27 protein-coding genes are annotated in these 26,606 nt (G+C 63.0%); 16 read left to right on the top strand and 11 right to left on the bottom strand.

From position 1 onward, the window contains the following. Window positions 1–140 precede the first annotated feature (140 nt). The 4 genes from CK220_RS24875 (at window position 141) to CK220_RS24860 (ending at window position 4,211) form a co-directional block, all read left to right on the top strand. Window positions 141–1,181 (top strand): proline racemase family protein, encoded by a 1,041-nt coding sequence (locus tag CK220_RS24875; protein WP_095814047.1) that lies wholly within the window; start codon window positions 141–143, stop codon window positions 1,179–1,181. Window positions 1,182–1,398: 217 nt separating this feature from the next. After that, window positions 1,399–3,048 (top strand): ABC transporter substrate-binding protein, encoded by a 1,650-nt coding sequence (locus tag CK220_RS24870; RefSeq protein WP_095814046.1) that lies wholly within the window; start codon window positions 1,399–1,401, stop codon window positions 3,046–3,048. A gap of 100 nt (window positions 3,049–3,148) precedes the next feature. Beyond that, the gene (locus CK220_RS24865; RefSeq protein ID WP_095814045.1) at window positions 3,149–3,622 is read left to right on the top strand and encodes a DUF3828 domain-containing protein; all 474 of its coding nucleotides are present in this window, start codon (window positions 3,149–3,151) and stop codon (window positions 3,620–3,622) included. Between the two features lie 4 nt (window positions 3,623–3,626). Continuing rightward, window positions 3,627–4,211, top strand: coding sequence for a hypothetical protein (locus tag CK220_RS24860; protein WP_095814044.1), 585 nt, complete (start codon window positions 3,627–3,629; stop codon window positions 4,209–4,211). 236 nt (window positions 4,212–4,447) lie between these two features. On the opposite strand, the gene queF is transcribed toward CK220_RS24860, so the two are convergent. Then, window positions 4,448–4,909: a preQ(1) synthase gene (queF, locus tag CK220_RS24850; protein ID WP_067330169.1), complete on the bottom strand. Its 462-nt coding sequence runs from the start codon at window positions 4,907–4,909 to the stop codon at window positions 4,448–4,450. Between the two features lie 199 nt (window positions 4,910–5,108). Between queF and CK220_RS24845 the strand changes: the two genes are divergently transcribed. Both CK220_RS24845 and CK220_RS24840 read left to right on the top strand, forming a co-directional pair. After that, a complete protein-coding gene (locus CK220_RS24845; protein WP_095814043.1) occupies window positions 5,109–7,154 on the top strand; it encodes an NADH:flavin oxidoreductase in 2,046 nt (681 codons plus the stop codon). A 104-nt stretch (window positions 7,155–7,258) separates the two neighbouring features. Next, entirely contained in the window at window positions 7,259–7,996 is a 738-nt protein-coding gene (locus CK220_RS24840; protein WP_095814042.1) for an HD domain-containing protein, read from the top strand. 127 nt (window positions 7,997–8,123) lie between these two features. Here CK220_RS24840 and CK220_RS24835 read toward each other — a convergent pair whose 3' ends face one another. Beyond that, entirely contained in the window at window positions 8,124–8,531 is a 408-nt protein-coding gene (locus CK220_RS24835; protein ID WP_095814041.1) for a hypothetical protein, read from the bottom strand. Window positions 8,532–8,696: 165 nt separating this feature from the next. Between CK220_RS24835 and CK220_RS24830 the strand changes: the two genes are divergently transcribed. Further along, window positions 8,697–9,125 (top strand): MarR family winged helix-turn-helix transcriptional regulator, encoded by a 429-nt coding sequence (locus CK220_RS24830; protein WP_095814040.1) that lies wholly within the window; start codon window positions 8,697–8,699, stop codon window positions 9,123–9,125. Here the strand turns inward: CK220_RS24830 and CK220_RS24825 are convergent. Continuing rightward, entirely contained in the window at window positions 9,122–11,191 is a 2,070-nt protein-coding gene (locus CK220_RS24825; RefSeq protein ID WP_095814039.1) for an EAL domain-containing protein, read from the bottom strand. The genes CK220_RS24830 and CK220_RS24825 overlap by 4 nt on opposite strands. 299 nt (window positions 11,192–11,490) lie before the next feature. Between CK220_RS24825 and CK220_RS24820 the strand changes: the two genes are divergently transcribed. The 3 genes from CK220_RS24820 (at window position 11,491) to CK220_RS24810 (ending at window position 14,222) form a co-directional block, all read left to right on the top strand. Then, on the top strand, window positions 11,491–12,678 hold the full coding sequence (locus CK220_RS24820) for a glycine C-acetyltransferase (RefSeq protein ID WP_095814038.1): 1,188 nt from the start codon (window positions 11,491–11,493) through the stop codon (window positions 12,676–12,678). Window positions 12,679–12,765: 87 nt separating this feature from the next. Next, window positions 12,766–13,800, top strand: coding sequence for an L-threonine 3-dehydrogenase (gene tdh, locus CK220_RS24815; protein ID WP_095814037.1), 1,035 nt, complete (start codon window positions 12,766–12,768; stop codon window positions 13,798–13,800). After that, window positions 13,797–14,222, top strand: a complete 426-nt coding sequence (locus tag CK220_RS24810; protein WP_095814036.1) for a hypothetical protein — start codon at window positions 13,797–13,799, stop codon at window positions 14,220–14,222. Before tdh ends, CK220_RS24810 begins: the two co-directional genes overlap by 4 nt. A 36-nt stretch (window positions 14,223–14,258) precedes the next feature. Here the strand turns inward: CK220_RS24810 and CK220_RS24805 are convergent, their stop codons facing one another. After that, window positions 14,259–14,696: a MarR family transcriptional regulator gene (locus tag CK220_RS24805; RefSeq protein ID WP_176479193.1), complete on the bottom strand. Its 438-nt coding sequence runs from the start codon at window positions 14,694–14,696 to the stop codon at window positions 14,259–14,261. A gap of 139 nt (window positions 14,697–14,835) precedes the next feature. Between CK220_RS24805 and hmgA the strand changes: the two genes are divergently transcribed. The 4 genes from hmgA (at window position 14,836) to CK220_RS24785 (ending at window position 18,289) form a co-directional block, all read left to right on the top strand. Beyond that, a complete protein-coding gene (gene hmgA, locus CK220_RS24800) occupies window positions 14,836–16,149 on the top strand; it encodes a homogentisate 1,2-dioxygenase (protein ID WP_095814102.1) in 1,314 nt (437 codons plus the stop codon). A gap of 99 nt (window positions 16,150–16,248) precedes the next feature. Next, on the top strand, window positions 16,249–17,274 hold the full coding sequence (locus CK220_RS24795) for a fumarylacetoacetate hydrolase family protein (protein WP_095814034.1): 1,026 nt from the start codon (window positions 16,249–16,251) through the stop codon (window positions 17,272–17,274). Window positions 17,275–17,278: 4 nt separating this feature from the next. Further along, the gene (locus CK220_RS24790; protein WP_095814033.1) at window positions 17,279–17,815 is read left to right on the top strand and encodes a DinB family protein; all 537 of its coding nucleotides are present in this window, start codon (window positions 17,279–17,281) and stop codon (window positions 17,813–17,815) included. Window positions 17,816–17,986: 171 nt separating this feature from the next. Next, window positions 17,987–18,289, top strand: a complete 303-nt coding sequence (locus CK220_RS24785; protein ID WP_095814032.1) for a BrnA antitoxin family protein — start codon at window positions 17,987–17,989, stop codon at window positions 18,287–18,289. A gap of 29 nt (window positions 18,290–18,318) precedes the next feature. On the opposite strand, the gene hppD is transcribed toward CK220_RS24785, so the two are convergent. Next, window positions 18,319–19,434, bottom strand: coding sequence for a 4-hydroxyphenylpyruvate dioxygenase (gene hppD, locus CK220_RS24780; protein ID WP_095814101.1), 1,116 nt, complete (start codon window positions 19,432–19,434; stop codon window positions 18,319–18,321). A gap of 137 nt (window positions 19,435–19,571) precedes the next feature. Between hppD and CK220_RS24775 the strand changes: the two genes are divergently transcribed. After that, window positions 19,572–20,039 carry an Lrp/AsnC family transcriptional regulator gene (locus CK220_RS24775; RefSeq protein ID WP_095814031.1) on the top strand — a complete coding sequence of 156 codons (468 nt, stop codon included), beginning with the start codon at window positions 19,572–19,574 and terminating at the stop codon, window positions 20,037–20,039. A gap of 155 nt (window positions 20,040–20,194) precedes the next feature. Here CK220_RS24775 and CK220_RS24770 read toward each other — a convergent pair whose 3' ends face one another. From CK220_RS24770 to aztA, 4 genes are all read right to left on the bottom strand, one after another. Next, window positions 20,195–20,533, bottom strand: coding sequence for a TIGR01244 family sulfur transferase (locus tag CK220_RS24770; protein WP_095814100.1), 339 nt, complete (start codon window positions 20,531–20,533; stop codon window positions 20,195–20,197). A 146-nt stretch (window positions 20,534–20,679) separates the two neighbouring features. Continuing rightward, a complete protein-coding gene (gene aztC / locus CK220_RS24765) occupies window positions 20,680–21,621 on the bottom strand; it encodes a zinc ABC transporter substrate-binding protein AztC (RefSeq protein WP_095814030.1) in 942 nt (313 codons plus the stop codon). Window positions 21,622–21,651: 30 nt separating this feature from the next. After that, entirely contained in the window at window positions 21,652–22,527 is an 876-nt protein-coding gene (gene aztB, locus CK220_RS24760) for a zinc ABC transporter permease AztB (RefSeq protein ID WP_095814029.1), read from the bottom strand. Beyond that, window positions 22,527–23,348 carry a zinc ABC transporter ATP-binding protein AztA gene (gene aztA / locus CK220_RS24755; protein WP_095814028.1) on the bottom strand — a complete coding sequence of 274 codons (822 nt, stop codon included), beginning with the start codon at window positions 23,346–23,348 and terminating at the stop codon, window positions 22,527–22,529. The genes aztB and aztA overlap by 1 nt, the downstream gene beginning before the upstream one ends. A gap of 227 nt (window positions 23,349–23,575) precedes the next feature. Between aztA and CK220_RS24750 the strand changes: the two genes are divergently transcribed. Then, complete coding sequence (locus tag CK220_RS24750) at window positions 23,576–23,920, top strand: RidA family protein (RefSeq protein ID WP_095814027.1); 345 nt, start codon at window positions 23,576–23,578, stop codon at window positions 23,918–23,920. 537 nt (window positions 23,921–24,457) lie between these two features. Here CK220_RS24750 and hutC read toward each other — a convergent pair. Beyond that, window positions 24,458–25,204 (bottom strand): histidine utilization repressor, encoded by a 747-nt coding sequence (hutC, locus tag CK220_RS24745; RefSeq protein WP_095814026.1) that lies wholly within the window; start codon window positions 25,202–25,204, stop codon window positions 24,458–24,460. Between the two features lie 5 nt (window positions 25,205–25,209). Continuing rightward, window positions 25,210–26,565, bottom strand: a complete 1,356-nt coding sequence (locus CK220_RS24740) for a formimidoylglutamate deiminase (RefSeq protein ID WP_095814025.1) — start codon at window positions 26,563–26,565, stop codon at window positions 25,210–25,212. Between the last annotated feature and the right edge of the window lie 41 nt (window positions 26,566–26,606).

Here is a 26,606-nt window from a genome sequence, read left to right as displayed (position 1 = left end):
GCGAGATGCCGCCTGGCGCCGGCTCTTTTGAGCCGGGCCGATCAGTAACGACGGGCCCATTTCCCTTCAATCGAGCCTTGACGCGAACCGAAGATCGTATACGATATCCAATCGGACGCCGTGGCTCTGGGGACTCCCGAATGCGAAGCACGAAAGTCATCCATGTAGTTTCCTGCCACGCGGAGGGTGAAGTCGGGGATGTCATCGTTGGCGGAGTGTCTCCCCCGCCGGGAGACACCGTCTGGGACCAGCGCAAATGGATCGCGGAAGACAACGGACTTCGTAACTTCGTTCTCAATGAACCGCGCGGCGGCGTCTTCCGGCACGTTAACCTTCTGGTCCCTCCCAAGCATCCCGCCGCGCAAATGGCTTGGATCATAATGGAGCCCGAGGATACGCCCCCGATGTCCGGCTCCAATTCGATCTGCGTGTCGACGGTAATTCTGGACACCGGCATCATTCCCATGCAGGAGCCGGTAACCGAAATGGTGCTCGAGGCGCCGGGCGGCCTGGTGCGCGTGCGGGCCGACTGTGCCGGAGGAAAAGCCCAGCGCATCACCGTCGAAAACGTACCGTCTTTCGCCAGCAGGGTCGGTGTGCCGCTCGAGGTCGATGGCCTTGGCACCATTACGGTCGACACCGCCTATGGAGGCGACAGTTTCGTCGTCGTCGACGCGCTGGCCCTTGGGCTTGCGCTGGAAAACGACGAGGCTCGTGATCTCGCCGAACTTGGGGCGCGCATTACCGATGCGGCCAATCGACAAATGGCATTCTTCCATCCCGACCGTCCCGATTGGCGCCACCATTCGTTCTGTCTTTTTGCCGGCGCCATCACCCAAGATGGCAGCCGCCTCCGCGCAAAATCCGTCGTTTCGATAAAACCTGGCAAACTCGACCGATCGCCGACCGGAACAGCGGTGTCGGCCCGCATGGCGATCTTGCACGCGAAGGGTCACATGACGGCAGAGCATCGGTTTACCGGTGTTTCCATCATCGGGTCAGAATTTCACGGCAGGATCGTCGGCACCACGGAGGTTGGCGGTATGCCCGCCATACGCCCTCAGATCAGCGGTCGCGGCTGGATCACCGGCATCCATCAGCACATGCTGGATCCTGAAGACCCTTGGCCGGCTGGCTACCGCGTGGCGGACACCTGGCCGATGAAGCGTGCGAAGGTGTGAAAGGTGGTTCTTCGCTCGGCATCGTCCTCCAGATCATGCGCCAGAAGCTTGACGCGCAAGACGGCTCGTATACGATATTCGAAATGCGGCAGGGATGGAGCAAGTTCTCACTGTCTCAGGCAACAGCGTCTGGACGCTCGCTCACGCTGCAGGCGCCATCTACAACTGAAAAGAAGTGCACCAGGATGGCCAATGTTTCGCAACATGGGAGGAAAAAATGACAATCTTCAAAAGCAACGGTGATCGCGTTCCTGCCGCCATCGAGGCGATGGCGGAAGAAGCGCGCGCGGGCCGCGTGGACCGGCGCGAATTCCTGGCGCTGGCAAGTGCCTTCGGCGCATCGACGGCCTTCGCCTATGGCATGATCGGCCTTCCCGCGCCGACAAAAGCCCTGGCGGATGAGCCGAAGAAAGGCGGAACGCTGCATGTCGCGATGTCGGTCAAGGCGCAGAAGGACCCGCGCACCTATGACTGGACGGAGATGGCGAACGTCACCCGCACCTGGCTGGAGCCGCTCGTGCGCTACACGCACCAGTTCACTTTCGAGCCGGTGCTGCTCGAAAGCTGGGACGTCAACGACGACGCCACCGAATACACGCTGCATCTGCGCAAAGGCGTCACCTGGAACAATGGCGATGCATTCAACGCCGATGACGTGGTCTTCAACCTCAATCGCTGGTGCGAGAAGGGCGCTTCCGGCAATTCCATGGCCGCGCGCGTTGGCGCGCTGGTCGACGCCAAGACTGGCAAGGCAAGGGATGGCGCGATCACCAAGGTCGATGACCATACGGTCAAGTTGAAGCTGTCAGAAGCCGATATCGCGATCATCCCGGGCTTCACCGACTATCCGGCGCTGGTCGTGCATCGCGACTTCGACAAGGACGGCGCCGATCCGATCAAGAAGCCGATCGGCACCGGAGCTTTCGAGCTGGTGTCTTACGATGTCGGCCAGAAAGCCGTGGTCAAGCGCCGCGAGAACGGCAAGTGGTGGGGTGGCGAAGCGCCGCTCGACGGGGTGGAATTCATCGACTACGGCACCGACTTCAATGCCACGCTGAATGCATTCGATTCCGGCGAGATCGACCTCGATTTCGAGACGCCGGCCGACTTCATCGATCCGCTCGACAAGATGGATCTGGTGAAATCGGAGGTGGCAACGGCGACGACGCTCGTTGCGCGCACCAACATCACGCACAAGCCTTACGATGACAAACGGGTGCGCAACGCGCTGCAGATGGCCGTCGACAACAACCAGGTGATGCAGCTCGGCTACGCCGGCCGCGGCACGGTCGGCGAGAACCACCATGTCAGCCCGATCCATCCGGAATATTATCCGCTGCCCAAGAAGGAACGGGACGCCGCGGGCGCCAAGAAGCTGATGGCCGATGCCGGGCAGGCCGACTTCGAGCACGAGCTGATCACGGTCGAGGACGAATGGCAGAAGAACACCGGCGACGCCATCGCCGGCCAGTTGCGCGATGCCGGCATCAAGGTGAAGCGCACGGTGCTGCCCGGTTCGACCTTCTGGAACGACTGGACGAAATATCCTTATTCCATGACCATCTGGTACATGCGCCCGCTCGGCGTGCAGGTGCTGGCGCTGGGCTACCGTACCGGCGAGGCCTGGAACGAGACCGCGTTCTCGAACCCGGATTTCGACGCCAAGCTCAAGGAGGCGCTGTCGCAGATCGACGTCGCCAAGCGCAAGGAGGTGATGAAGGACGTCGAGCAGATCCTGCAGGACTCCGGCGTCATCATCCAGCCGTTCTGGCAGAAGCTCTACTGCCACATGAGCAAGAAGGTGAAGAACTACGCAATGCACCAGACCTATCAAATGGACTTCCAGAACGTCTGGCTGGAAGCTTAAGCCGCGCAGCGCAAAGACTTCATGCGCCGCGAAAAAGCCGATATGCAGGATGCGTGGTGGTGATCGTGCCACCACGCCGCCGACCATCCGGAGATCCTGCATGAGACCGATGATGCTGGCAGTTGCCATGTCGATCGCCTTGCCTGCCGCGGCGCTCGCCGGGCCGGCTTCCAAGGCCGTGAAGTTCTTCTATGTGCCTGAAGTGAAGTTCGAGGCGGACGCGAAGTACCGCGACCGCTTCACCGAGCCGGTCACCAAGCTCTTCGAAGCCAACGACAAGGCGCGCAAGGAGAAGCCCGACGAGGTATCCTGCATCGACTTCGACCCAGGCCTCGACGCGCAGGATTTCGACCAGAAGACCGTGTCGAAGACGCTGAAGCTTGCGGAGGCCGTCAATGGCGACACCGCCGAGGTGACGGCAAGCTTCAATCTTTTCCCAGAAGGCGATGACTCCAAACGCGAAATGGTGTGGTCGCTGAAGAAAGTGGACGGCAAGTGGAAGATCGCCGACATACGGTCCAAGACCAGCGACTGGACGCTCAGCGCGCTGGAATGCGGCTCCTCGACGGAGTGACGCCGTGCTTCGGCGTCTGGTCCTCGCGCTGTCGAGCTTGGCGATGCTGACCGCGGGGCTGAACGGCGGTGCCTGCGCGCAAGGGCTGTTCGGCTCGCCGCCGCCGAAGGCGTCAGGCGACAATGCGCCGGCGGACGACAAGTCGGCGCCGGCCACAGCGCCTGAAAGCAAGCCGGCCGAACCGGCTCCAGCTGCGCCCGTCCTGCCCGGATCGCCGACGGCGGTGGTGAAGCCCTTCTACGAGCATCTCGGGCTGGAGCTCGATCCGGCCCAGCGCAAGAACTTCAGCGATCCAGCAAAGAGCGTGCTCGACAAAGCCGACGCGCTGCGCGCCTCGGGTCAGGGCGAGTGCCTCGATCCCAACATGGCGCTCGACAATGCCGATTACGACAAGCTCGCCATCGACAAGAGCCTGCACACCATCGAAGCGATTAATGGCGACGAGGCCAAGGTGGTGGTCGCCTTCGTCGTCGAAGGCCACCAACACCGTCTGGAATGGAAGCTGAAGAAGGTCGGCGGCGACTGGAAGATATCCGATCTTCTGTCGGTCACCGGCGAATGGGCGCTCAGCCAGTACCAGTGCGAATGAGTACGATTGAACTTCGGCGCCGGCGATCCTTCGCGCCCCCCTCTGGCCTGCCGGCCATCTCCCCCACAAGAGGCGAGATTGGCAGCTTCGGCGACCCGCCTGTCTTGCAACGCCCGCCTATCTTGCAACGATGGAGATTGGCGAAAGCCGGCGTGACATCCGATCTCCCTCCAAGTGCGGGAGATGTCCGGCAGGACAGAGGGGTGCGCTGTCCCGCCGGCCTTTCGCAACAAATTTCAGCCGCGCCCGCGATATGGCGCGACCCCGGTATCGGGCAGCCACGCGCCTTCAGGCGGTGCGCCAGTCTGCCAGAAGACGTCGATGGGGATGCCGCCGCGCGGGAACCAGTAACCGCCAACGCGCAACCAGAGCGGCTTGGTCGCTTCGACGATGCGGCGGCCGATCATGACCGTGCATTCCTCGTGAAAGGCGCCATGGTTGCGGAACGAGGTCATGAACAGCTTCAGCGACTTCGATTCCACCAGCGTCTTGTCGGGCGCGTAGTCGATGACGATGTGGGCGAAGTCGGGCTGGCCGGTGACCGGACAGAGCGAGGTGAATTCCGGGCAAGTGAAGCGCACGATCGCGGGCGGGCCGTCGCCTCGCTCGAATGGCACGGTTTCCAGGACCGCCTGTTCGGGGCTCTGGGGCGTCTCGACGTGTTTGCCGAGCTGGGTGAGGTTTTTGGCGTCGGTCATGGACGGCTCCTTGCTGCCGCCGATGATTGCAAGGGCGGCAGGCGCAATCAGTTGAAAGTGCGCCGCGATCGAGCGGACCCGGCGTGTTTGGCGGCTCATTAGCATTGGACCGAAAGCCGCGCAGCGGTTTTCCGATGAATCCGATGCGTGAAATGGAAGCGGGAGCAGCTCCCGCACAATTTGAAACGGTAGGAAGACGATGACCAGCAACGACCCGCTTCTGCAACCCTATCGGCTCAAGCACCTGACGCTGAAGAACCGGGTGATGTCGACCAGCCATGAGCCGGCTTATTCCGAGGACGGCATGCCGAAGGAGCGCTACCGGCTCTACCACGCCGAGAAGGCCAAGGGCGGCATGGCGCTGACGATGACGGCGGGCTCGGCCATCGTGTCGCGCGACAGCCCGGCCGCCTTCGGCAACCTGCATGTCTATGACGACGCCATCGTGCCGTGGCTCGCCGAGCTTGCGGATGCCTGTCATGAGCATGACTGCAAGGTCATGATCCAGATCACCCATCTCGGTCGCCGCACCGGCTGGAACAAGGCCGACTGGCTGCCGGTGCTTTCCGCCTCGCCGGTGCGCGAGCCGGCGCATCGAGCCTTTCCGAAGGCCATCGAGGACTGGGATATCGAGCGCATTGTCGCCGACTATGCCTCCGCCGCCCAGCGCTGCCAGGCGGCCGGCCTCGACGGCATCGAGTTCGAATCCTACGGCCATCTGATGGACGGCTTCTGGTCGCCGGCCACCAATCATCGCGACGATGATTTCGGCGGCTCGCTCGAGAACCGGCTGCGCTTCACCAACATGGTGCTCGATGCGGTTCGCGCCGCGGTCGGCGAGCAATTCGTCGTCGGCATCCGCATGGTCGCCGACGAGGATTTCGAAAAAGGTCTGTCGAAGGAGGAGGGCGTCGAGATTGCGAAACGGCTCGCTGGCTCCGGCAAGGTCGACTTCCTCAACATCATCCGCGGCTCGATCGAAACCGACGCGGCTCTGACCAAGGTCATCCCGGTGACCGGCATGCGCTCGTCGCCGCATCTCGATTTCGCTGGCGAGGTGAGGGCGGCGACAAAGTTCCCGACCTTCCACGCCGCGCGGATATCCGATGTCGCCACCGCGCGCCACGCGATTGCCACCGGAAAGCTGGACATGGTCGGCATGACGCGCGCCCACATCGCCGATCCGCACATCGTGCGGAAAGTGATGGAAGGCCGCGAGCACGAGATCCGGCCTTGCGTCGGCGCCACCTACTGCCTCGATCGCATCTATGAAGGCGGCGAGGCGCTCTGCGTCCACAACGCCGCCACCGGCCGCGAAGCGACGATCCCGCACGTCATCGCGAAAAGCGAAGGACCGAAGAAGCGGGTGGTTGTCGTGGGAGCCGGGGCGGGCGGTCTGGAAGCCGCACGTGTCGCCGCCGAACGGGGCCATCAGGTGACGATCCTCGAGGCATCCAGCCAGGCCGGCGGCCAGGTGCGGCTCGCGACGCAAAATCCGCGCCGCAAGGAGCTGATCGGCATCATCAATTGGCGGCTTGCCGAGCTCGATCGCCTCGGCGTCGAGATCCGCTACGACACATGGGCCGAGAAGGACGATGTCCTGGCACTGTCGCCGGATGTGGTGATCGTCGCCACCGGCGGCCTGCCGCAGAACCCGCCGCTGACAGCCGGCGACAATCTCGTTACCTCGAGCTGGGACATTATGGCCGGCAGCGTGAAGCCGGCCGAGAACGCGCTGCTCTATGACGACAATGGCGGCCATCAGGGCATGGGCGCGGCGGAATTGATTGCCAACAGCGGCGCTAAGCTGGAGCTGGTTTCGCCCGAACGCTTCTTCGCGCCGGAAATGGGCGGCCTGAACCACGTGCCCTATATGCGCGCCTTCCACGAGAAAGGCGTCACCGTCACCATCAACACCCGCCTGCGTTCGGTGCGGCGCGAGGGTAACCAGCTCATTGCCGAACTGGCGTCGGACTTCGCCGATGGCTGGCGCGGCGAGCGGCGCGTCGACCAGGTGGTGGTCGAGCATGGCACCGCGCCGCTCGACGATCTCTACCTCGCGCTGAAGCCGCTGTCGAAGAATGGCGGCGCGGTCGACTACGAGCGGCTGGTGAGCGGCGGCGACATTTTTCCGCCGCGCAATCCGGAAGGCGGCTTTGTTCTGTTCCGTATCGGCGACGCAGTCGCCTCGCGCAATATTCACGCCGCCATCTACGACGGCATCAGGTTCGGCATCCGGATTTGAACCACGGTCGTCCATTGGCCAGGCTGGACTTGACAGATCTTATTTGCAATTTTCGGGCGCGCATTCCGAGGGCTGCAACCCGGGTCGCATAGTCGGGGGCTTGCTTGACCGGAAAAGATCTGTTCTTTCCGCGCCAGACCAATACGGCGTTCTATATCCAATTGCACGAGGCCGGGCACGCGCTGGACGACATTCTACGCGTCCAGAACGCCTATCGTATGGCCTGCGCGATGTTCAACGGCCGCTATCGAAAGTCGGGACGGCCCTTTATCTGCCATGCGGTAGGCGCCGCCTCGTCGGTGGCGCATTTCGAAAGGGATCTCGATTTCGTCATCGCGGCGATGTTCCACGCTGCCTATGACAGCGGCCAGTATCCGGACGGCAGGTCTAGCCGGCGCAGCGAAGCGCACCGGAAATGGCTGGAGGCGCGGATCGGGCCGAGGGCTGAAGGCCTCGTCGCCCGCGTTGGCGCCATGAAATTCGACACCGGCGACCCCGAGCGCCTTCTTCAGGAGGGTGTGCTGGCCGGCGATGAGGACATCCTGTTCCTGCAGCTTGCGCACGAGGTCGACGACCTCGCCGACGGCGGGTTGGCATTCGCGCCCAAATATGGCCGATCGATCGAAACGCGGGTCGCGGCCTGCGCCATCCTGGCCAGGCAATTGGGCCGCGAGGATCTCGCCGCGGCGATCGAAACATATGGCGGGCGTTATGACGCGCTTGGCTGGGCGTCAGCGCTCCAGGACGTCAGGCTGGAAGGTTTCCGCATCGCGCCGAATATGCGCACCTATTTAAAGCTGCGTCGGGAAAATTTACGCGGTGGTTCGGTCGAGGTGATCTGATGCGCCGGTGACGGCCCGCACTGAGGAAACGCACCGGACCTTCACAAGGAGAGCCACCTGCCGCGTTGGTCCGGTGCGCCGCGCGCGGCCGCCGGCCTGCGCCGGTACCGCGCGAGCCATTGACGAGTTAGAACATCCTGGCCGTGGCCATGCAAAGCACGGTGATGACCAGCAGCCCGCCGGCGAGGCGTTCGCCTTTGGTCATTTTCGCACGCAACTGCGTTTGCGTGGCCGCATCGGCGCCGGCCAATTGCCTGCTGGAAGAGGCTACAAGGGCGCCCTGCACTCCGGCGGCGATCAGCGCCGTCGCAATACCCAGCGCCAGCACCATTTCCATCGAGCCGAAAGCGCCTTCATGGAAAAAATACCAGAGCAGGAGACCGGTCAAAAAGACCATGCCGGAGGCGCCGAGTTGCGGCCGGATGAAGCGCTCCGCCTTGATCTCCGGATCACGGGCAACCGCGATGGTCGTGCCGGCCCAGAAGACGCCGGCCATGACATGCAGGCCGATGACGACGATATAGACATATTGCATGACCGCATTCCTCTCATTGGCCCGCCGCCGGGTGACGCTTGCCTGTCGGTTCTGTGGGCTGGTTCGACGACGCCGTTAATAAGACAAAGTTAGATATCTAATAGTTAGATGTCAAATGCTTCATGCAGAGTTACGCCAATCCATTGCTTGTTCTAGTGTCCGGCCATGTCGCCATTTGATCGCCCGCCCATCGGCATGAATCTCGCCCGCACCGCCAAACTGGTGGCGCAGGCTTTCGACTCTGCAATGGTTGAGGCCGGCGGAACGCTGCCGGTCTGGGTGACCTTGCTCTCCGTCAAGTCGAAGGAACTGGCCAACCAGCGTGAGCTTGCCGGCATGATCGGCATCCAGGGCGCGACGCTGACGCATCACCTCAATGCCATGGAGGCGCAAGGCTTGCTGACGCGGCGCCGCGATCCGCAGAACCGCAGGGTCCATCAGGTGGCGCTGACCGAAGCCGGCGAAGCGCTGTTCGAGAAGTTGCGCCTCGCGGCCGTCGCCTTCGACAAAAGACTGAGAGCTGGGCTGCCGGACGAACGGCTTGCGGAATTCGCCGAGGTGCTGGCGGCGCTTCGGGCGAATGTGGGCGGTTAAGCCCGGCTGCCCTGCAGCACCTTGAGCTTCGCCTTCTTCGGGCTGCGCGCCGTAAGCCATTCGCGCGCCTTGTCCTGAGGCATCGGGAAGGCGATCGAATAGCCCTGCACCTGGTCGCAGCCGATCGCCATGAGCGAGTCGAGCTCGGCCTCGGTTTCCGCGCCCTCGGCGACGATCGAGATGCCGAGCCCGCGGGCAAGCTCGGTGATGGCGCGCACGATCTTGGTGTTGTCGCCGTTCTCGTTGATGTTCTGCACGAAGCGGCGGTCGATCTTCAGCCGATCGATCTCGTTCGGGTTGACATGGCTGAGTGAAGCATAGCCCGTGCCGAAATCGTCGAGCTCGAGATGGACGCCCGCCGCACGGATATGCCTGAGCTTGGCGGCGATGCCGGTCTTCTCATCGTCGAGAATGACGGATTCGACGATTTCCAGCGACAGCTTCTGCGGCGCAAGCCCGGCCCGTTCCAGCGTTCCGAACAGGAACGTGTCGAAGTCCGGCTCGCGCAGCTCGGTGCCCGAGACATTGACGGCGATGCGTCCGAAATCGATGCCGGCGCGATCCCATTCGGCGGCTTCGTTGATCGCCTTGGTGATGACGATGCGGCCGATATCCGGCATGAAGCCGCACTTCTCCGCCACCGGGATGAATTCGCCTGGCGAGATCATGCCGCGCGTGGCGTGCTTCCAGCGCACCAGCGCTTCGATGCCGCTGATCTTGCCGCTGGTGAGCGAAACTTGCGGCTGGAAATAGACCTCGAAGGTCCTTTCCGCGATCGCCGTTCGGATGTCCTGCTCGAGCTGCTTGCGATAGTCGAGCTCGCGCCGAAGCTCCTCGGAGAAGAAGGAGAAGCTGCCGCCGCCGAGCTTCTTGGCCGAATAGAGGGCGAGATCGGCATGGACGAGCAGGTCCTGGGCGCTGTCGGCGTCGACCGGATAGACGGCGATGCCGGCGCTGGCGCCGGGCATTATGGTCGTGCCCTGGAAGGTGATCGGCTCGTTGATGTTGGCGATGATGCGCTTGGCCAGCGCATGGATGTCCTCGGTGGTGCCGGCGCCATTGAGGATCATCACGAACTCGTCGCCGCCGAGACGGGCGCAAAGATCCGATGCGCGGCAGGAATCGCGCATGCGTTGCGCGGTGACGACAAGTACGTAGTCGCCCGCCGCATGCCCCAGCGTGTCGTTGATCTGCTTGAATCGGTCGAGGTCGAGCTGGATCACCGCCAGCCGCTCGCGACGCCGATGCGCGCCCTTGATCAGCGTGTCGAAATGATCGGTGAGGAAGGTGCGGTTGTGCAGGCCGGTCAGGCCGTCATGCACAGCGATGAAGGCCATCGAATTGCGGGCGTCGACCAGCTCATGCGTCTTGCGCAGGATGGCCTTGGACATCGGCCGGAAGATGAATAGCGCGACCAGCACGATGACGCCGATGGTGGCAAAGAACAGCGTGCGGTGCAGGTTGAGCATCTCATCCGACCGCTCGGTGGCGAAGGCGCTGATGCGCTGGCCGAGCGCGGCATAGCCGGACAAAGTCGCATTGGCGACGGAGGCATCGAGGCCGACGCGCTCGCCGCCGCCCTTATAGCCGTCGCTTTGCATGCCGAGCTGGGATGCAAATGATGAAACCAGTCGATCGCCGTTGGCGATAAGGCCGACCGAGAAATAGTCGAGATGGAACGGTTTGCTGAACAGCACATATTCGATCGATTTCGGATCGTTGCGCGCCGGCGATAGCGGATCGGCGCCGGTCTCCTTGAGCAGCCGGTCGTAATTGGTCTCGAACTCGCCCGTTGCCTGCTTCAGCGCGGTGACCAGCGCCGGCTGCTTGTCGCGCGGGGCGGCACCGGTCGCGCTGGCCAGGAAAACGATGCGCTGCGACAGCGCCTTCTGCGTGGAGACGATGTTGAGCAGCGCGTCGTTGTGCTGCTGCTGCGCCATCAGCTGCTGCAGCAGGATGAAGGAAGCCATCACCATGGCAGCGATGATCAGCAAGGCCAGCCAGTAGCCGCTCTTGATCAGCAGAATCAGCTTGCGCGAAACGCTGTGCACCGGCTGCTGCGACATAACTGAGTGACCCCTCCCGATCGACGGATTCATGCCATGAATTTGCGGCGTCAAAACACTTGACGTGAAAGGGTTAACAGCTCGGCAAGCCGGCACAGTGCCGGAGCCGGCGGCGCGACAAAGCTGACAGGATGGTTATTATGTCCTTTCGCAGATCGTCGCATTTGAACACATCCTTGTCCGGCTGCGCTGCAGGGGCTGGGGCAAGGCTTGCGCAACGCCACCGAAGCGGTCGTTTTTGCGATGGATTTTTCTTGTCCGCAGCGCGACAGTCCGCATCAAACAAACAGGGCCAGACCATGAGCGCAGCGTTTCTCTCCCACATCGACAACGAGCTTGAGGGCCTGAAATCGGCCGGGCTCTACAAGTCCGAGCGGGTGATTTCCTCAACGCAGTCGGCCCTGATCGAGGTTGCCGGCCAGAAGGTGCTGAATTTCTGCGCCAACAATTATCTTGGCCTCGCCGACAGCCCCGAGCTGCGCGATGCGGCGAAGCAGGCGCTCGACCGCTACGGGTACGGCATGGCCTCGGTGCGCTTCATCTGCGGCACCCAAGAAGAACACAAGGAGCTCGAAGCCACCATCTCGTCCTTCCTCGGCATGGACGACACCATTCTCTACGGCTCCTGCTTCGATGCCAATGGCGGCTTGTTCGAGACGCTGCTCGGCGAGGAGGACGCCGTCATCTCGGACGCGCTGAATCACGCCTCGATCATCGACGGGGTGCGGCTCTCCAAGGCCAAGCGCTTTCGCTACGCCAACAACGACATGGCCGACCTCGAGGCGCGGCTGAAGGAGGCGAAGGACCGCCGCTTCCGGCTGATCGCCACCGACGGCGTGTTCTCGATGGACGGCATCATCGCCAATCTGCAGGGCGTCTGCGACCTGGCCGAGAGATACGACGCCATGGTCATGGTCGACGACAGCCATGCCGTCGGCTTCGTTGGCAAGAACGGCCGCGGTTCGGCCGAGCACTGCGGCGTCGAGGGCAGGGTGGACATCATCACAGGCACGCTCGGCAAGGCGCTGGGCGGCGCGTCCGGCGGCTATACTGCGGGGAAGAAACAGGTGGTCGACTGGCTGCGCCAGCGCTCGCGCCCATATCTCTTCTCCAACACGCTGATGCCGGCGATCGCCGGCGCCTCACTTAAAGTCTTCGAACTGATCCGCAATGGCGATGCGCTGCGCCGGCGCCTATATGCCAATGCGGAACGCTTCCGGTCTCAAATGGGTAAGCTCGGCTTTACGCTTGCCGGCGCGGATCATCCGATTATCCCGGTGATGCTGGGCGACGCCGCTCTTGCGCAGGAGATGGCGGCCCGCATGCTGAAGCGCGGCATCTACGTCATCGGTTTTTCGTTCCCGGTGGTGCCGAAGGGCCAGGCCCGCATCCGCACGCAGATGTCGGCGGCACACTCCAGCGGCGATATCGATCGCGCCGTCGAGGCGTTTGGCGCGGTTGGACGTGAGCTTGGCGTAGTTGGGTAAATCGCGAATGTTTCTGCTCTACGGCGCGCCCCTCCGACAGAGGGGGGCGCGACAGAACGCAAACCTCCGCAGCACTGGGAGATCTGGATGTCCAACATGATGAAGGCGCTGGTGAAGGCCAAGGCCGAGCCGGGCATCTGGATGCAAGAAGTGCCGGTGCCGGAGATCGGCCCCAACGACGTGCTGATCAAGGTCAGGAAGACCGCGATCTGCGGCACCGACGTCCACATCTACAATTGGGACCAATGGGCGCAGAAGACCGTGCCGGTGCCGATGGTGACGGGCCATGAATTTGTCGGCACCGTCGCCGACTTCGGCGCGGCCGTCACCGAATACAAAGTCGGCCAGCGCGTCTCGGGCGAGGGCCACATCGTCTGCGGCCACTGCCGCAACTGCCGCGCGGGGCGAGGGCATCTCTGCCGCAACACGCTCGGCGTCGGCGTCAACCGGCCCGGCGCCTTCGGCGAGTACGTGGCGATCCCGCAGCACAATGTCGTGCCGATCCCCGACGACGTGCCCGACGAGATTGCCGCGATCTTCGATCCATTGGGCAATGCCGTTCACACCGCATTGTCCTTCGACCTGGTCGGGGAGGATGTGCTGGTCACCGGTGCCGGACCGATCGGCATCATGGGCGCGCTGGTGGCGCAATGCGTCGGCGCACGGAAAGTCGTCATCACCGACATCAACCCGGTCCGCCTGGATCTGGCGAGGAAGCTCGGCGTCCAGCATGTGGTCGATGCCTCGAAGGAGAAGCTGCGCGATGTCATGCCGGCGCTGGGTATGACCGAGGGTTTCGATGTCGGCCTGGAGATGTCGGGCGCGGCACCCGCTTTCCGCGACATGATCGAGACGATGAACAATGGCGGCAAGATCGCCATCCTCGGCATCGCGCCGACCGGCTTCGAGATCGATTGGAACAAGGTCATCTTCAAGATGCTACATCTCAAGGGCATCTACGGCCGCGAGATGTTCGAGACCTGGTACAAGATGATCGCCCTGGTGCAGGGCCCGCTCGACGTCTCGGGCCTGATCACCCACCGGATTGGGATCGACGATTTCCAGGTCGGATTCGACGCGATGCGCAGCGGCAGTTCGGGCAAGGTGGTGATGGATTGGTGACGTCATTATCCTTCCATCACCTCAATTCGGACTGGAATGCTGAACCCAACGCTCCCGACACACAGCTGACCGTCGAGGGCAATACCGTTCAGATCACCTTTCTGTTGAACCCATGGGCTTCCGACGCCATCAAGGGAGAGATGGGGATCCTTCGTTTCTTCGGTTGCAGTCGCTGGCGGTGGGACTCCACGAACGATCATGCCTGGTTTGCGGGCGAAGGCCTTTACAGCAATCAGGCTCCCAAATGGGGTGAGTTCTACGAAGTGGTCGGCGATAGTCGGCCAATTGGCGAGGACGACTGGGAAGTTCTGTCTCCGGACGGACCTAAGTCGAGACAATTCCTATTCTACTTTCGAGACGACACGATCGAGGTTATTGCGGAAGACTGGTCGCTTGCACGCCAAATGCCAGGCACCGGCTAGTCCTTCACAACGACAGGCTTCGATCCCAATCTCGGCTTATCCCAAATGACTCTCTAGCGCGGCAACTCCCTTCTCAATCGCAGCCCGCTGCTCTGCGCTCAGCCTTGCCAGCAACTCCCTCTCAAACGCCTTTGCCAGCGGCACCATCTCCCGATAGGCGGCGAGCCCCGCCTTGGTCAGCTTCAGATGCTCGACGCGGCGGTCGTTCTCGTCCGGCGTTCTTGTCAGCCAGCGCCGCCGCTCGAGCTCGGCAACCGCGCGCGACACCTTGGTCTTGTGCATGGCCGACTGCTCGCCGAGCTCCGTCGCCGTCATTGTCCCGCGCTGGCCGAGGCCTGATAGCGTGCGCCATTCCGGCCGCGTCAGACCGTGGCGCTCCTTGTAGATGCGCGAGAATTCGCGGCTCACGGTGTCGGCCAGCCGGTAGAGCCGGTAGGGCAGGAAGTTTTCAAGCTCGAGAATTTCCGGTTCCATTTGGCGCACCATCGATGCGGCGTTCGGCGTTGATAGTTACATTTTCGATGGTTACAAATGAAACCAGTTTGGTCAACATTCCGCGAAAGCCGCACGCTCTGGATGATGCGGCTTGCAGATAAGCCTCGAGGAGGAAGCGATGGCCTTTTCCTACATGCCGGGTTTCGGCAACGACTTCGAGACCGAGACGCTGCCTGGATCGCTGCCGCAGGGCCGCAACTCGCCGCAGCGGCCGGCCTACGGGCTCTATGCGGAGCAGCTGTCCGGCTCGCCCTTCACCGCGCCGCGTGGCACCAACGAGCGCTCCTGGCTCTACCGCATCCGCCCGAGTGTAAAGCACACCGGCCGCTTCAAGGGCGCGAGCTATCCCCTATGGAAGACCGCGCCCAACATCGGCGACCATGAACTCGCGCTCGGCCAATATCGCTGGAATCCAGTGCCGATGCCAAGCGAGCCGACCGACTTCATTTCAGGCATGCGCACCATGACCACGGCCGGCGACGCGATCGGGCAGTCCGGCATGGCGGCTCATGTCTATGTCGCCAACCGCTCGATGGTCGACGACCATTTCTTCAATGCCGACGGCGAGCTCATGATCGTGCCGCAGGTCGGCGCGTTGCGCTTCGTCACCGAGATGGGCGTCATCGAGCTTCGGCCCGGCGAGATCGCGGTGCTGCCGCGCGGCCTCGTCTTCAAGGTCGAGCTCGCCGATAAGGAGGCGCGCGGCTATGTCTGCGAGAACTACGGGGCAAAATTCACCATGCCCGACCGCGGCCCGATCGGCGCCAATTGCCTGGCCAATCCGCGCGACTTCAAGACGCCCTGCGCCTGGTTCGAGGAGAAGGAGACGCCATGCCGGCTGATCGTCAAATGGTGCGGCACTTTCCATGTCACCGAACTCGGCCATTCGCCGCTCGACGTCGTCGCCTGGCATGGCAACTACGCGCCTTACAAGTATGATCTGGCGACGTTTTCACCGGTCGGCGCCATCCTGTTCGACCATCCCGATCCATCGATCTTCACCGTGCTGACGGCGCCGAGCGGCGAGGAGGGCACGGCCAATGTCGACTTCGTCATCTTCCCGCCGCGCTGGCTGGTGGCGGAAAACACTTTTCGGCCGCCCTGGTACCATCGCAACATCATGAGCGAGTTCATGGGCCTGATCCACGGCCAGTACGACGCCAAGGAAGAAGGTTTTGTCCCCGGCGGCATCAGCCTGCACAACCAGATGCTGGCGCACGGACCGGACGCCTCCGGTTTCGAGAAGGCGACACGGGCGGAGCTCAAGCCGGTCAAGCTCGACAACACCATCGCCTTCATGTTCGAGACGCGCTTTCCGCAGATGCTGACTCGCTACGCCGCCGAGCTCGACACATTGCAGGAGAACTACATCGACTGCTGGGCCGACCTGAAGAAGCGCTTCAACGGCACGCCGGAAGGCGACTGGTCCTGAAATCAGAGTCAGGAAAACATCGGCGGGTGGCTTGACGATCACTCGCGACGGCCTTGTTGTGGGACGAGCGGCACGAAGCCCGCGAGGAGAGGAAACCGCATGAAGCTTGCCACTTTGAAGAACGGGACGCGCGACGGAAAACTGGTCGTGGTCTCGCGCGATCTGACGCGGTTCACCGACGCTTCCTTCCTGGTGCCGACGCTGCAGGCGGCGCTCGACGACTGGCGGCGAATTTCGCCTCATCTTGCGGCGATGGCGGAATCGCTCGAGACCAACGCCGTGCCCTCGGCCCGCTTCCACGAGCATGACGCGCATTCGCCGCTGCCACGCGCCTTTCAATGGGCGGACGGCTCGGCCTATGTGAACCATGTCGAGCTGGTGCGGAAGGCGCGCGGCGCCGAAATGCCGGCGAGTTTCTGGACAGATCCGCTGATCTACCAGGGCGGCTCGGACTGCTTCATTGCGCCGCGCGATCCGATCCGCATGGCTGACGAAGCCTTCGGCATCGACATGGAAGCGGAAGTCGCCGTCATCGTCGGCGATGTGCCGATGGGCTCCGGGCTTGAGGAGGCGCGCGAGGCCATCCGCCTCGTCATGCTGGTCAATGATGTGACGCTTCGCGCCATCACAGGGCCGGAACTGGCAAAAGGCTTCGGCTTCTTTCAGTCGAAGCCGTCTTCGGCCTTCTCGCCGGTCGCGGTGACGCCGGACGAGCTTGGTGATGCCTGGGACGGCGGCAAGGTCAGCCTGCCGCTGCTGGCCGATCTCAACGGCAAACCCTTCGGCCGTGCCAATGCCGGCATCGATATGACCTTCGATTTCCCGGCCTTGATCGTGCATGCCGCGAAAACGCGGCCGCTCGCCGCCGGCACGATCATCGGTTCGGGCACCGTCTCCAACAAGCTGGGTGACGGACCGGGCAGGCCGGTGTCGGCCGGCGGCGCCGGTTATTCGTGCATCGCCGAACTGCGCATGATCGAGACCATCGAGAGCGGCGAGCCGAAGACGCCCTTCCTGCATTTCGGCGACACGGTGCGCATCGAGATGAAGGACAAAACGGGACATTCGATCTTCGGCGCCATCGAACAGAAGGTCGAGAAATACGAGGGGGAGAAAGGAACCTGAAAGGTTGACCTTGCTCGATCATCTGCGCCGCATGGCGCGCAACAATTTGTGGTCGAACGACCGGCTCTACCGCGCTGTCCTTGCGCTCAAGCCCGGCGAGTTCGAAGCCGAGCGGGTGAGCTTCTTCCCGTCGATCAAGGAGACCCTCAACCACATCCTCGCGGTCGATTATCTCTACCTCGATTTCTTGACCGATGGCGGCCTCGGCGCTGCCGCCTACGACGATTTCGTGCCGTTCGACGATGCGGCAAACCTGGCTAAAGCGCAGGCCGATTTTGACCACAGACTCATCGCATTTTGCGATAGCCTGTCGGAGACTGACCTTGATCGTCGCGTCCTCACCGACCGACGCGAGGACGGCATGATCCCCGAGCGTATCGGCGACATCCTCGCCCATGTCTTCCTGCACGACATCCACCATCGCGGCCAGGTGCACGCGATGCTGTCCGGCACCTCGGTCGAGCCGCCGCAATTGGACGAGTTTCTGCTCGACTATGATATCGAGCTCAGGAAGGAGGAGGTCGAGCGGCTTGGTTTGTGAACATGCGGAAGAAAGCGCATGAATTATTGTACCTTCGAAAATCGTTGACTCGATTATTTGTAGGCACATGAATTCGCATGAAGTTGTCGTGGTGATCTTCGCCCGGCTTGGCTCCAAGGGGCATCGACAGTTTCGATGCAGCCAGTCAGGCGGCGAAAAGGAGATTGTTCGATGGCAAAGTCTAAGCCAAACCTCACAAAACCAGGCAAGGAGTCCAAGCCAGGCAGGGCCTTTGCCGAGGAAGGTCGGGACGCAGTTTCCGACAATCCTGAATGGATCTGGGAGGATCTCCGCAAGGCGACCCCCGACCTTGCCGAAAGCATCCGCCGCTCGCGTGGCCGGCCGGCACTCGACAATCCGAAGAAGCAGGTAACGCTGCGCCTCGACAGCGATGTGGTTGCTCGTTTCCGTGCCGGCGGACCCGGCTGGCAGAGCCGGATCAACGAAATTCTGAGGAAGGCCGCCGGCCTTTAGAGTAGCCGGCGGTTTGGTCTTTCGGCTGACTACGCCGCCTTGCCATCCAGCTTGATCACGCCGCGCTTGATCTGGTCCTGCTCGATCGACTCGAACAGCGCGCGGAAATTGCCTTCGCCAAAACCTTCGTCGCCCTTCCTCTGGATGAATTCGAAGAAGATCGGCCCGATCACCGTCTTCGAGAAGATCTGCAGCAGGATCTTGGTCAGGCCGCCGTCCACGACGCCTTCGCCGTCGATCAGGATGCCGTGCTTCTTCATGCGCTCGATCGGCTCGTCATGGCCGTGCACGCGCTCATGCGACATCTCGTAATAAGTGCCGGGCGGGCCGGGCATGAACTTCAGGCCGTTGGCGGCGAGCTTGTCGGTGGCATCGTAGATCGCGTCGGTACCGACGGCGATGTGCTGGATGCCCTCGCCATTGTACTTCTTCAAATACTCGGCGATCTGGCTGGTCTCATCCTTGGACTCGTTGAGCGGAATGCGAATCTTGCCGCAGGGCGAGGTGATCGCCCGGCTGACCAGCCCGGTGATCCTGCCGTCGATGTCGAAGAAATGGATCTGCTTGAAGCCGAACAGGTCGCGGTAGAAGTCCCACCACTTGTCCATGTTGCCGCGATAGACATTGTGGGTCAGGTGGTCGAGATAGTAGAAGCCGACGCCTTCGGGTTTCGGATTGCGCTCGCCCAGCCACTCGAACTCAGCATCGTAAGCCGAGCCCTTGTCGCCATAGGTTGCGATGAAATAGAGGAGCGATCCGCCGATGCCGACGATCGCCGGCGCGTCGAGCGCCTTGTCGGTGCCCTCATAGGGCACAGCGCCCTTCGACACGGCATGGTCGAAGGCATGCTTCGCATCGACCACCCGCCACGCCATCGAGGCGGCGCAGGGGCCGTGCTTTTCGACGAATTTCATCGCATGCGAGCCTGGCTCGGCATTGACGACATAGTTGATGTCGCCCTGGCGCCAGACGGTGATGTCCTTGGTGCGGTGCTTCGCCACCGCGACATAGCCCATGCGGGCAAAGAGCTCGGCGAGTTTTGCCGGGTCTGAATGCGCGAACTCGACGAATTCGAAGCCGTCGGTGCCGGCGGGATTCGCCTTGCTGATCTTGGCGGGCGGGGCGTCATGCGGGAAGGGGCCCATGGCAGTCCTCCGAAAGCTGTTGCGGCCGTGCTTGGCCAGCGTCACCATAATAACGCTGGACGGCTGCATGGTGCTTGCATTCAACCGCCTAGAATGCCCATGATGTGCGCAGATTGTGCATGATTGGGAGAAAAATCATGGAAGATGCGCGCGTTGATCAATTTGACCGCAAGATACTGGCGCTCCTGCAGGGCGATGCGCGACTCACCAACAACGACCTATCGGAGCGCGTGAACCTGTCGGCCTCGCAATGCTCGCGCCGCCGCCAGCGGCTGGAGGAAGATGGCTATATCAGGGGGTATCGCGCCGTGCTCGACCGCGACCGTCTCGGCTTTTCGCTGGTCAATGTGATTTCGGTGACCTTGGCTACCCACAACCGCGACAATGCCCGCCGCTTCGGCGAGCTGGTGGCGCGGCTGCCCGAGGTGCAGGAAGCGCACGCGCTGACCGGCGAGATGGATTACATCCTGAAGGTGGTGACGCCCGATCTCAAATCGCTGTCCGAGTTCGTCAACGGCGTGCTGCTGCCGCATGAATCGGTGCAGCACGTCAAGACAGCGATCGTGCTGGAAACGCTGAAGGAAACCGGCGCGCTGCCGATTTAAGGTATGCTGATATTCAGGTGAGGCCGGCCTGCAAATGGCGGCTTCCTGCGCTTCCGGTTGCTCACGTACTTCAAGTACGCTCCGCTCCGGTTCTCGGAAGCCACCATTTTCGACTCGGCCTGACCTGAATCTCAGCACACCTTCGCGGGAAATCCTCAGCCCCTCTGCTGCTGGATCAGCCCATAGAGGTTGGTGCAGCGCGCGCCGGAGCGGCAATAGGCGAAGACCGGGCCTTCGAGCTCGTCGAGCGCCTCGGCCTGATCCTCGACATTGTCCATGGTGAGCTGGCCGCTGATCACCGGGATGTAGCGGAAGGTGAGCCCGGCGGCTTCCGCGGCCGCCTTGACGCTGTCGGCCGAGGGCTGGCCCGGCTGCTCGTTGTCCGGCCGGTTGCAGATCACGCTTTTGAAGCCGGCCTCCTTGATGGCGGCGATGTCTTCGGGCTGGATCTGGCCGGAGACCGAATAGTCTTCGCTGATCTGGCGATATTCCATCGTGTTGTCCTCGCACTCTTCCTTGGCCGCAGTCATGCCACTCCGGGGCAGGAGCGGCAATCCGTGCCGGCGGATTTCTCTGCCAAATAGAGAGTGAGGCCGGAAAATCCAACCGGGCCGATCTGACCCGGTTGGATGCTGACCGCTCAACTGCCGAGGATCGCGCCTTTGATCTGCGTGATGTTGTTGTGCATCATGTCGATATAGGTCGAAGCCGGGCCGTCGGGCTGCGACAGCGCATCCGAATAGAGCGTGCCGCCGACCTTGATGCCGGTCTCGCCGGCGATCTGCTCGATCAGCCGCGGATTGGTGATGTTCTCGATGAAGATCGCCGCCGCCTTGTCCTGCTTCACTTGGCTGACCAGTTTGGCGACGTCGGCGGCCGAAGGTTCGGAATCGGTCGAGATGCCTTGCGGCGCGAGGAAGGTCAGGCCGTATTCATGCTCGAAATAGCCGAAGGCGTCATGGGAGGTGATGACGACGCGCTTCGCTGCCGGGATCGATTGGATTGCCGCCTTCACTTCGCCCTCCAGCGCATCGAGCTTGGTGGTGTAGGACGCGGCATTGGCCTTGTAGCTGTCGCAGCCCTGGCTGTCGGCCGCACAGAAGGCGTCAGCGATGTTCTTCACATAGATCTTGGCATTGGCGATCGACTGGAAGGCGTGCGGGTCGGTGACCGCCTTGCCGTTGCCGGTGCCGGCGCCTTCGGCGGCGTCCGCGTCGGCGAATTCCGGCTTGAAGTCGATCGGCGTGACGCCCTTGGTCAAAGTCACGATCGAGGCCTTGGTGGCGCTGGCGTCGACCAGGCGCTGCAGGAAACCTTCGAAATGCAGGCCGTTGACCAGCACGACATCGGCTTTCGCCATCGCCACGGCATCGGCCGGGCTCGGCTCGTAGACATGCGCGTCGCCGTCCGGACCGACGATGGTGGTGATGTTCACCCGGTTGCCGCCGACATTTTTCGCAAAGTCGGCAATGACCGTGAAGCTCGCCACCACCTTGAGCGGCGCCGCGAAGGCCGAGGATGTGGCGAATGCGCTTAATGTTATAACGCTCATGGCCAGGGCGGCACGGAAGGATTTGAGCATCGGTAGGTCTCCTTGCTTGGGGATAGAGGATCAGGCCGTCCGGTGGCGGTGATGCACGATGCGGGCGCGCAGCGCGCCGCGCGTGCCGAACACGATCGAGAAGAAATAGACGACGCCGGCCGAAAGGATGATCGCCGGGCCGGAAGGCAGCGACGCGTGGTAGGAAAGCAGCAGCCCGGCAATGCAGGACGCAAAGCCGATCAGCACCGCCAGCACGCACATCGGCTCGACTCGCACCGTCCAGAAGCGGGCGGCTGCCGCCGGCAGCATCATCAGCCCGACCGACAGCAATGTGCCCAGCGCCTGGAAGCCGCCGACGAGGTTGAGCACCACGAGCCCAAGGAAGATGAAATGCACCGGGCTGCCCATGCGGCTCACCGAGCGCAGGAAGAGCGGATCGAGGCATTCGGCGACGAGCGCCCGCCAGAAGATGGCGAGGCAGGCGAGCGTCAGCACCACGATGCCGCCGATCAAGATGAGCGCCTCATTGTTAAGCGCCAGCACGGTGCCGAAGAGCACATGCATGAGGTCGACGCTGGAGCCGCGGATCGACACCATCAGCACGCCGACCGCGAGCGAGATGAGATAAAAGGCCGCCATCGAGGCGTCCTCGCGCTGGATGGTGAAGCGCGAAACCGCGCCCGCGCCGAGCGCGACGATGATGCCCGCGATCAACCCGCCGATCGTCATCGGCAGGATTTCGAGCCCATAGAGCAGGAAGCCGGCGGCGGCACCCGGCAGGATGGCATGCGCCATGGCGTCGCCCGACAGGCTCATGCGCCGCAGCATCAGGAAGACGCCGACCGGGCAGGCGCCGAGCGACAGCATCAGCGAGCCGAACAGAGCCCGCTGCATGAAGGCGAAATCGGCGAAGGGCTGGATGAACAGGCCGTAGAGATACTCCATCACGCCGCCCTCGGTCCGGAGCCATGGCCGTGATGATCATGCGCGTGCGCGTGGTCATGACGTTCGTGGTCATGGCCATGATCGTGCTCGCTGGGCTCGCACCAGGGCGCGTTCTCTTCCCAGGCCTCGTGGAACCGCCGCGCCTTGAGCAGGTTTTCAGGCCTGAGCGTCTCTTTTGTGTCGCCCCAGGCGACAGGCTGGCGGGCAAGCAGCAGCGTCTCGGGAAAATTCTGCCGCACGAGATCGAGGTCGTGGACGACCACCATGATCGTGCGCTCCTCGCCATGCCAGCGCTTTATCAGCTGGATGAGGTCGCCGACGGTCTTGGCGTCGACGGCATTGAACGGCTCGTCGAGCAGGATGAGGTCGGCATCCTGCAACAGCACGCGGGCAAACAGCGTGCGCTGCAGCTGACCGCCGGAGAGCGTGTCGATCGGCCGCTTCTCGAAGCCGCCGAGCCCGACCGCCCTCAGCGCCCTGCTGACCGACTCGCGATCCTCTTTGGTATAGCGTCCGAGCATGCCGCGCTTCGGCCACAGGCCAAGCGAGACCAGGTCGACCACCCGCGCCGGAAAGCTGCGGTCGATCTCCGACTGCTGCGGCAGGTAGGCGGTGCGCACGCCGGCCGCGCGGACAACCGTGCCCTCCATCGGCTTTAGCACGCCGACAATGCCCTTCATCAGCGTCGACTTGCCCGAGCCGTTGGCGCCGACGACGGCAGTCAGCGAGCCTTTTCGGACGGTGCCGTTGAGGTGATGAATGGCCGGATGGCTGTTGTAGCCGAGCGTCAGGTCGCGGAAGGTCAGGCAGGCATTTGTCATCAGACGTTCCGAGCGGTCCGCTAGATCGAGTGTCCCGTCGATATGTGATGTTATTACATTAGTCAACACGGCAGGCCGGCGGAATTATGTCTCGGCCGGTCAACTCGCCGTGTACGCGGAAGGGTCGGGGTCCAGTCAATTGGCTCAATTGGTTTCGCGCCGGTCGGCCTTGCCGGGAGCCGGCACGGTCTCTAAACAGGCGCAACCCTAGAAAGAAGGAACTTCCCATGAGCATTCGTCGCATCGATGTCGGCCCGCGCATGAGCCAGATCGTCATTCACGGCAACACCGTTTATCTGGCCGGCCAGGTCGGTGAGCCCGGCGGCAACGTCGCCTCGCAGACTCGCGACATCCTGAAGAGCATCGACGAATTGCTGGCCAAGGCTGGCACCGACAAGACCAAGATCGTGCAGGCGATCATCTGGCTGGCCGACATGGGCATCTTCGCCGAGATGAATTCGGAGTGGGACAAATGGGTGCCGCAAGGCCACACGCCCGCCCGCGCCACCGGCGAAGCCAAGCTCGCCACCCCGGAATATCTGGTCGAGATCATTGTTACAGCGGCGCTGTAAGGCGCGGCGCTTGAACTGCCAATCTCCCCCCTTGTGGCAGGGCAATCGCATATGGAATTGCCGAGTCTTTGCAACAGTTTAGCCGTCGCAAGACACATTTGCGGGCGTTCGATCGCTGTATTGAGACGGAATCGGACCAGAACGGACCAGAATCAAACCGCGAACTGCCCGCGTCGACGATTTTCTCGGCACCCGGCCAAGTACCTGGAAAACCACGAAAATCGCCATATGCGATTCCCCTGCCCCTTGTGGGGGAGATGCCCGGCAGGGCAGAGGGGGGCGTCAAGGAACGCCAGCCTACGCGTTCGTCATACTCGGGCTTGACCCGAGTATCCATGCCGTGACCTCTGCCGCAGAGCTCAACGGTGCAAAATTCTGTATTAGTTGCAATGCTTTAGCGTCACGGCATGGATCCTAGGGTCTGCGCGGGTCGCTTCGCTCCTTGCTACGCCCTAGGTTGACGAGAGGCAATAGGCGGCGCTCCATGGCGCCCCCTCTGGCCTGCCGACCAATCCCGCCCACAAGGGGGGAGATTACTCAGCCCTGCGAAGGCGTGAACCGCGCCACAAGCGTGTGGCTTTCCGCCGGATAGATGAAGCGCACGTGCGTTACCGGATGGCCGGCGCTCCAGGTGCGGCGCTCGACCACCAGGCAGGGCGCGCCGGGATCGATGTCGAGCGGGTCCGCGATAGTCTCGTCAGCCGCCATGGCGCGGATACGGTGCTCGGCCTCGCTCCACGGCACGCGGCCGATCAGCCAGGGGCCGGGCGCAATGTCGAGAAATTCTTCCTCGCTGGCCTCGGCCACCGCCGAAAGATTGATCAGGCGCTGCTCGAGCGCGAATGGCCGTTCGCCGGCAAAATGCAAGCCTTCGAGCCACAGCACCGGCCCTGACGCGGAAAGCCCGAGCAGCGACCGGTCCTGGGCATTGCCGCGCCGTTTCATGCGCTCCAGCCGTTCATAACGATAGGGTAGGCCAAGCGCCTCGACCTCGATCCTGATGTCGTGCAGCTCCAGCACCGCCGCCTGCGACTGCGGCTGGCGCACGAAGCTGCCTGAGCGGCGGCGGCGCTCGATCAACCCCGCCTTGGCGAGCTGCGACAGCGCCTTGTTCACCGTCATGCGCGAGCAATTGTACTCCGCCGTCAGCTCGTGCTCGAACGGGATGCGGTGGCCAGGCACCCATGCGCCCGACAGGATCTTTTCCCGGATGTCGGACAGGATCCGCTGGTGCAGCGAGAGGGTCTCGCCGTCTTCCATCTCTGCCGATTCGGCGATGCTCATCGGGATCAGCCCTCGGAAAGCGCCATCATCACTTTGCGGAAGCGCCCGGCGACCGCTTCGCGTCTCAAATGCCTGCCGCCGCTGACCTGCTTTTCCCCGTGCACCCAGACGCAATCGACCTTGCCGCCATTGGCGAAGATCCACGCGTCGAGGATGGCATCGCCCACCTTGCCGGCAAGCGAGGGATGACCGGCGTCGAGCGAGACAAAATCGGCCGGACTGCCGACGGCGAGAGTTGAGGGGCCGGCGCCGAGTGCAATGCTGCCGCCATCGAGCGCGGCATCGAACAGCGCGCGGCCGGTAGAGCCGCCGGCACGCGCCAGCACATTGCGGGCGCGGTGGGCAAGGCGCTGCGAATATTCGAGCTGCCGCAGCTCATCCGGGACGCCGATCAGCACGTTGGAGTCGGAGCCGACGCCGAAGCGGCCGCCCTGTTCGATAAAGGGCGGCGCGGCGAAAGTGCCGTCACCGAGATTGGCTTCGGTGACGGGGCACAGCCCAGCGATGGCGCCGCTCTTGGCCATGTCGATCGTCTCGGCCTCGGTCATATGCGTGGCATGGATGAGGCACCAGCGACTATCGACCTTGGCGTTGGCGAGCAGGAACTCGACCGGCCGCTTGCCCGACCAGGCAACGCAGTCCTCCACCTCCTTCACCTGCTCGGCGACATGGATGTGGATCGGCCCGTTCGGCGCCATTGCCGCGACCGCGTTGAGTTCGTCCGGCGTCGCCGCGCGCAGGCTGTGCGGCGCGACGCCGACGACCGCTTGCTCCAATGAACGGATGCCTTCGCGGCTTTTCTCAAGCAGGCGCCCGAACCGCTCGACATTATTGATGAATCGCCGCTGACCATCGTTCGGTGCGGCGCCGCCGAAAGCGGAGTGGGCGTAGAAGACCGGCAGCAGCGTCAGCCCGATGCCGGTGTCGGCGGCGGCTGCTGCAATCCGTTCGGCCATTTCGGCAATATTGGCGTAAGGCTTTCCGTCGCGGTCGTGGTGGAGATAGTGGAACTCGCCGACGCGCGAAAACCCGGCCTCCAACATCTCGAGATAAAGCTGCGCCGCCACGGCCTCGGCCTGGTCCGGCGTCATCGACAGCGCGAAGCGGTACATCACCTCGCGCCAGCTCCAGAAACTATCGGCCGAAGGGCCGCGCAACTCGGCAAGACCCGCCATGCCGCGCTGGAAGGCGTGGCTGTGCACATTGGGCATGCCGGGCAGAAGAATGGCATGGCGCTCGTCGCCCGCCTGCGCGGAAGCGCCGATCTCGACCTTCGAGAGGCGGCCGCCTTCGAAAGCGATCCTCACATTGCCGTGCCAGCCCCCGGGCAGCAGCGCCTGTTCCGCAAAGATCGCCGTCACGTTCCTCTCCGAATCTTAAGGCCGAAGCGACATTGCCACTT

It is taken from the genome of Mesorhizobium sp. WSM3860, from assembly GCF_002294995.1.
Classification (GTDB): Bacteria; Pseudomonadota; Alphaproteobacteria; order Rhizobiales; family Rhizobiaceae; genus Mesorhizobium.
This window is presented reverse-complemented; position numbering and strand designations above follow the sequence as displayed.

Bases quoted from the DNA above. Each gene is read 5' to 3' on its own strand.
- CK220_RS24875 (WP_095814047.1), top strand. From the start codon at position 141: ATGCGAAGCACGAAAGTCATCCATGTAGTTTCCTGCCACGCGGAGGGT.
- CK220_RS24870 (WP_095814046.1), top strand. From the start codon at position 1,399: ATGACAATCTTCAAAAGCAACGGTGATCGCGTTCCTGCCGCCATCGAG.
- CK220_RS24865 (WP_095814045.1), top strand. From the start codon at position 3,149: ATGAGACCGATGATGCTGGCAGTTGCCATGTCGATCGCCTTGCCTGCC.
- queF (WP_067330169.1), bottom strand. From the start codon at position 4,909: ATGACCGACGCCAAAAACCTCACCCAGCTCGGCAAACACGTCGAGACG.
- CK220_RS24845 (WP_095814043.1), top strand. From the start codon at position 5,109: ATGACCAGCAACGACCCGCTTCTGCAACCCTATCGGCTCAAGCACCTG.
- CK220_RS24835 (WP_095814041.1), bottom strand. From the start codon at position 8,531: ATGCAATATGTCTATATCGTCGTCATCGGCCTGCATGTCATGGCCGGC.
- CK220_RS24830 (WP_095814040.1), top strand. From the start codon at position 8,697: ATGTCGCCATTTGATCGCCCGCCCATCGGCATGAATCTCGCCCGCACC.
- CK220_RS24825 (WP_095814039.1), bottom strand. From the start codon at position 11,191: ATGTCGCAGCAGCCGGTGCACAGCGTTTCGCGCAAGCTGATTCTGCTG.
- CK220_RS24820 (WP_095814038.1), top strand. From the start codon at position 11,491: ATGAGCGCAGCGTTTCTCTCCCACATCGACAACGAGCTTGAGGGCCTG.
- tdh (WP_095814037.1), top strand. From the start codon at position 12,766: ATGTCCAACATGATGAAGGCGCTGGTGAAGGCCAAGGCCGAGCCGGGC.
- CK220_RS24805 (WP_176479193.1), bottom strand. From the start codon at position 14,696: ATGGAACCGGAAATTCTCGAGCTTGAAAACTTCCTGCCCTACCGGCTC.
- hmgA (WP_095814102.1), top strand. From the start codon at position 14,836: ATGGCCTTTTCCTACATGCCGGGTTTCGGCAACGACTTCGAGACCGAG.
- CK220_RS24795 (WP_095814034.1), top strand. From the start codon at position 16,249: ATGAAGCTTGCCACTTTGAAGAACGGGACGCGCGACGGAAAACTGGTC.
- CK220_RS24785 (WP_095814032.1), top strand. From the start codon at position 17,987: ATGGCAAAGTCTAAGCCAAACCTCACAAAACCAGGCAAGGAGTCCAAG.
- hppD (WP_095814101.1), bottom strand. From the start codon at position 19,434: ATGGGCCCCTTCCCGCATGACGCCCCGCCCGCCAAGATCAGCAAGGCG.
- CK220_RS24775 (WP_095814031.1), top strand. From the start codon at position 19,572: ATGGAAGATGCGCGCGTTGATCAATTTGACCGCAAGATACTGGCGCTC.
- CK220_RS24770 (WP_095814100.1), bottom strand. From the start codon at position 20,533: ATGGAATATCGCCAGATCAGCGAAGACTATTCGGTCTCCGGCCAGATC.
- aztC (WP_095814030.1), bottom strand. From the start codon at position 21,621: ATGCTCAAATCCTTCCGTGCCGCCCTGGCCATGAGCGTTATAACATTA.
- aztB (WP_095814029.1), bottom strand. From the start codon at position 22,527: ATGGAGTATCTCTACGGCCTGTTCATCCAGCCCTTCGCCGATTTCGCC.
- aztA (WP_095814028.1), bottom strand. From the start codon at position 23,348: ATGACAAATGCCTGCCTGACCTTCCGCGACCTGACGCTCGGCTACAAC.
- CK220_RS24750 (WP_095814027.1), top strand. From the start codon at position 23,576: ATGAGCATTCGTCGCATCGATGTCGGCCCGCGCATGAGCCAGATCGTC.
- hutC (WP_095814026.1), bottom strand. From the start codon at position 25,204: ATGAGCATCGCCGAATCGGCAGAGATGGAAGACGGCGAGACCCTCTCG.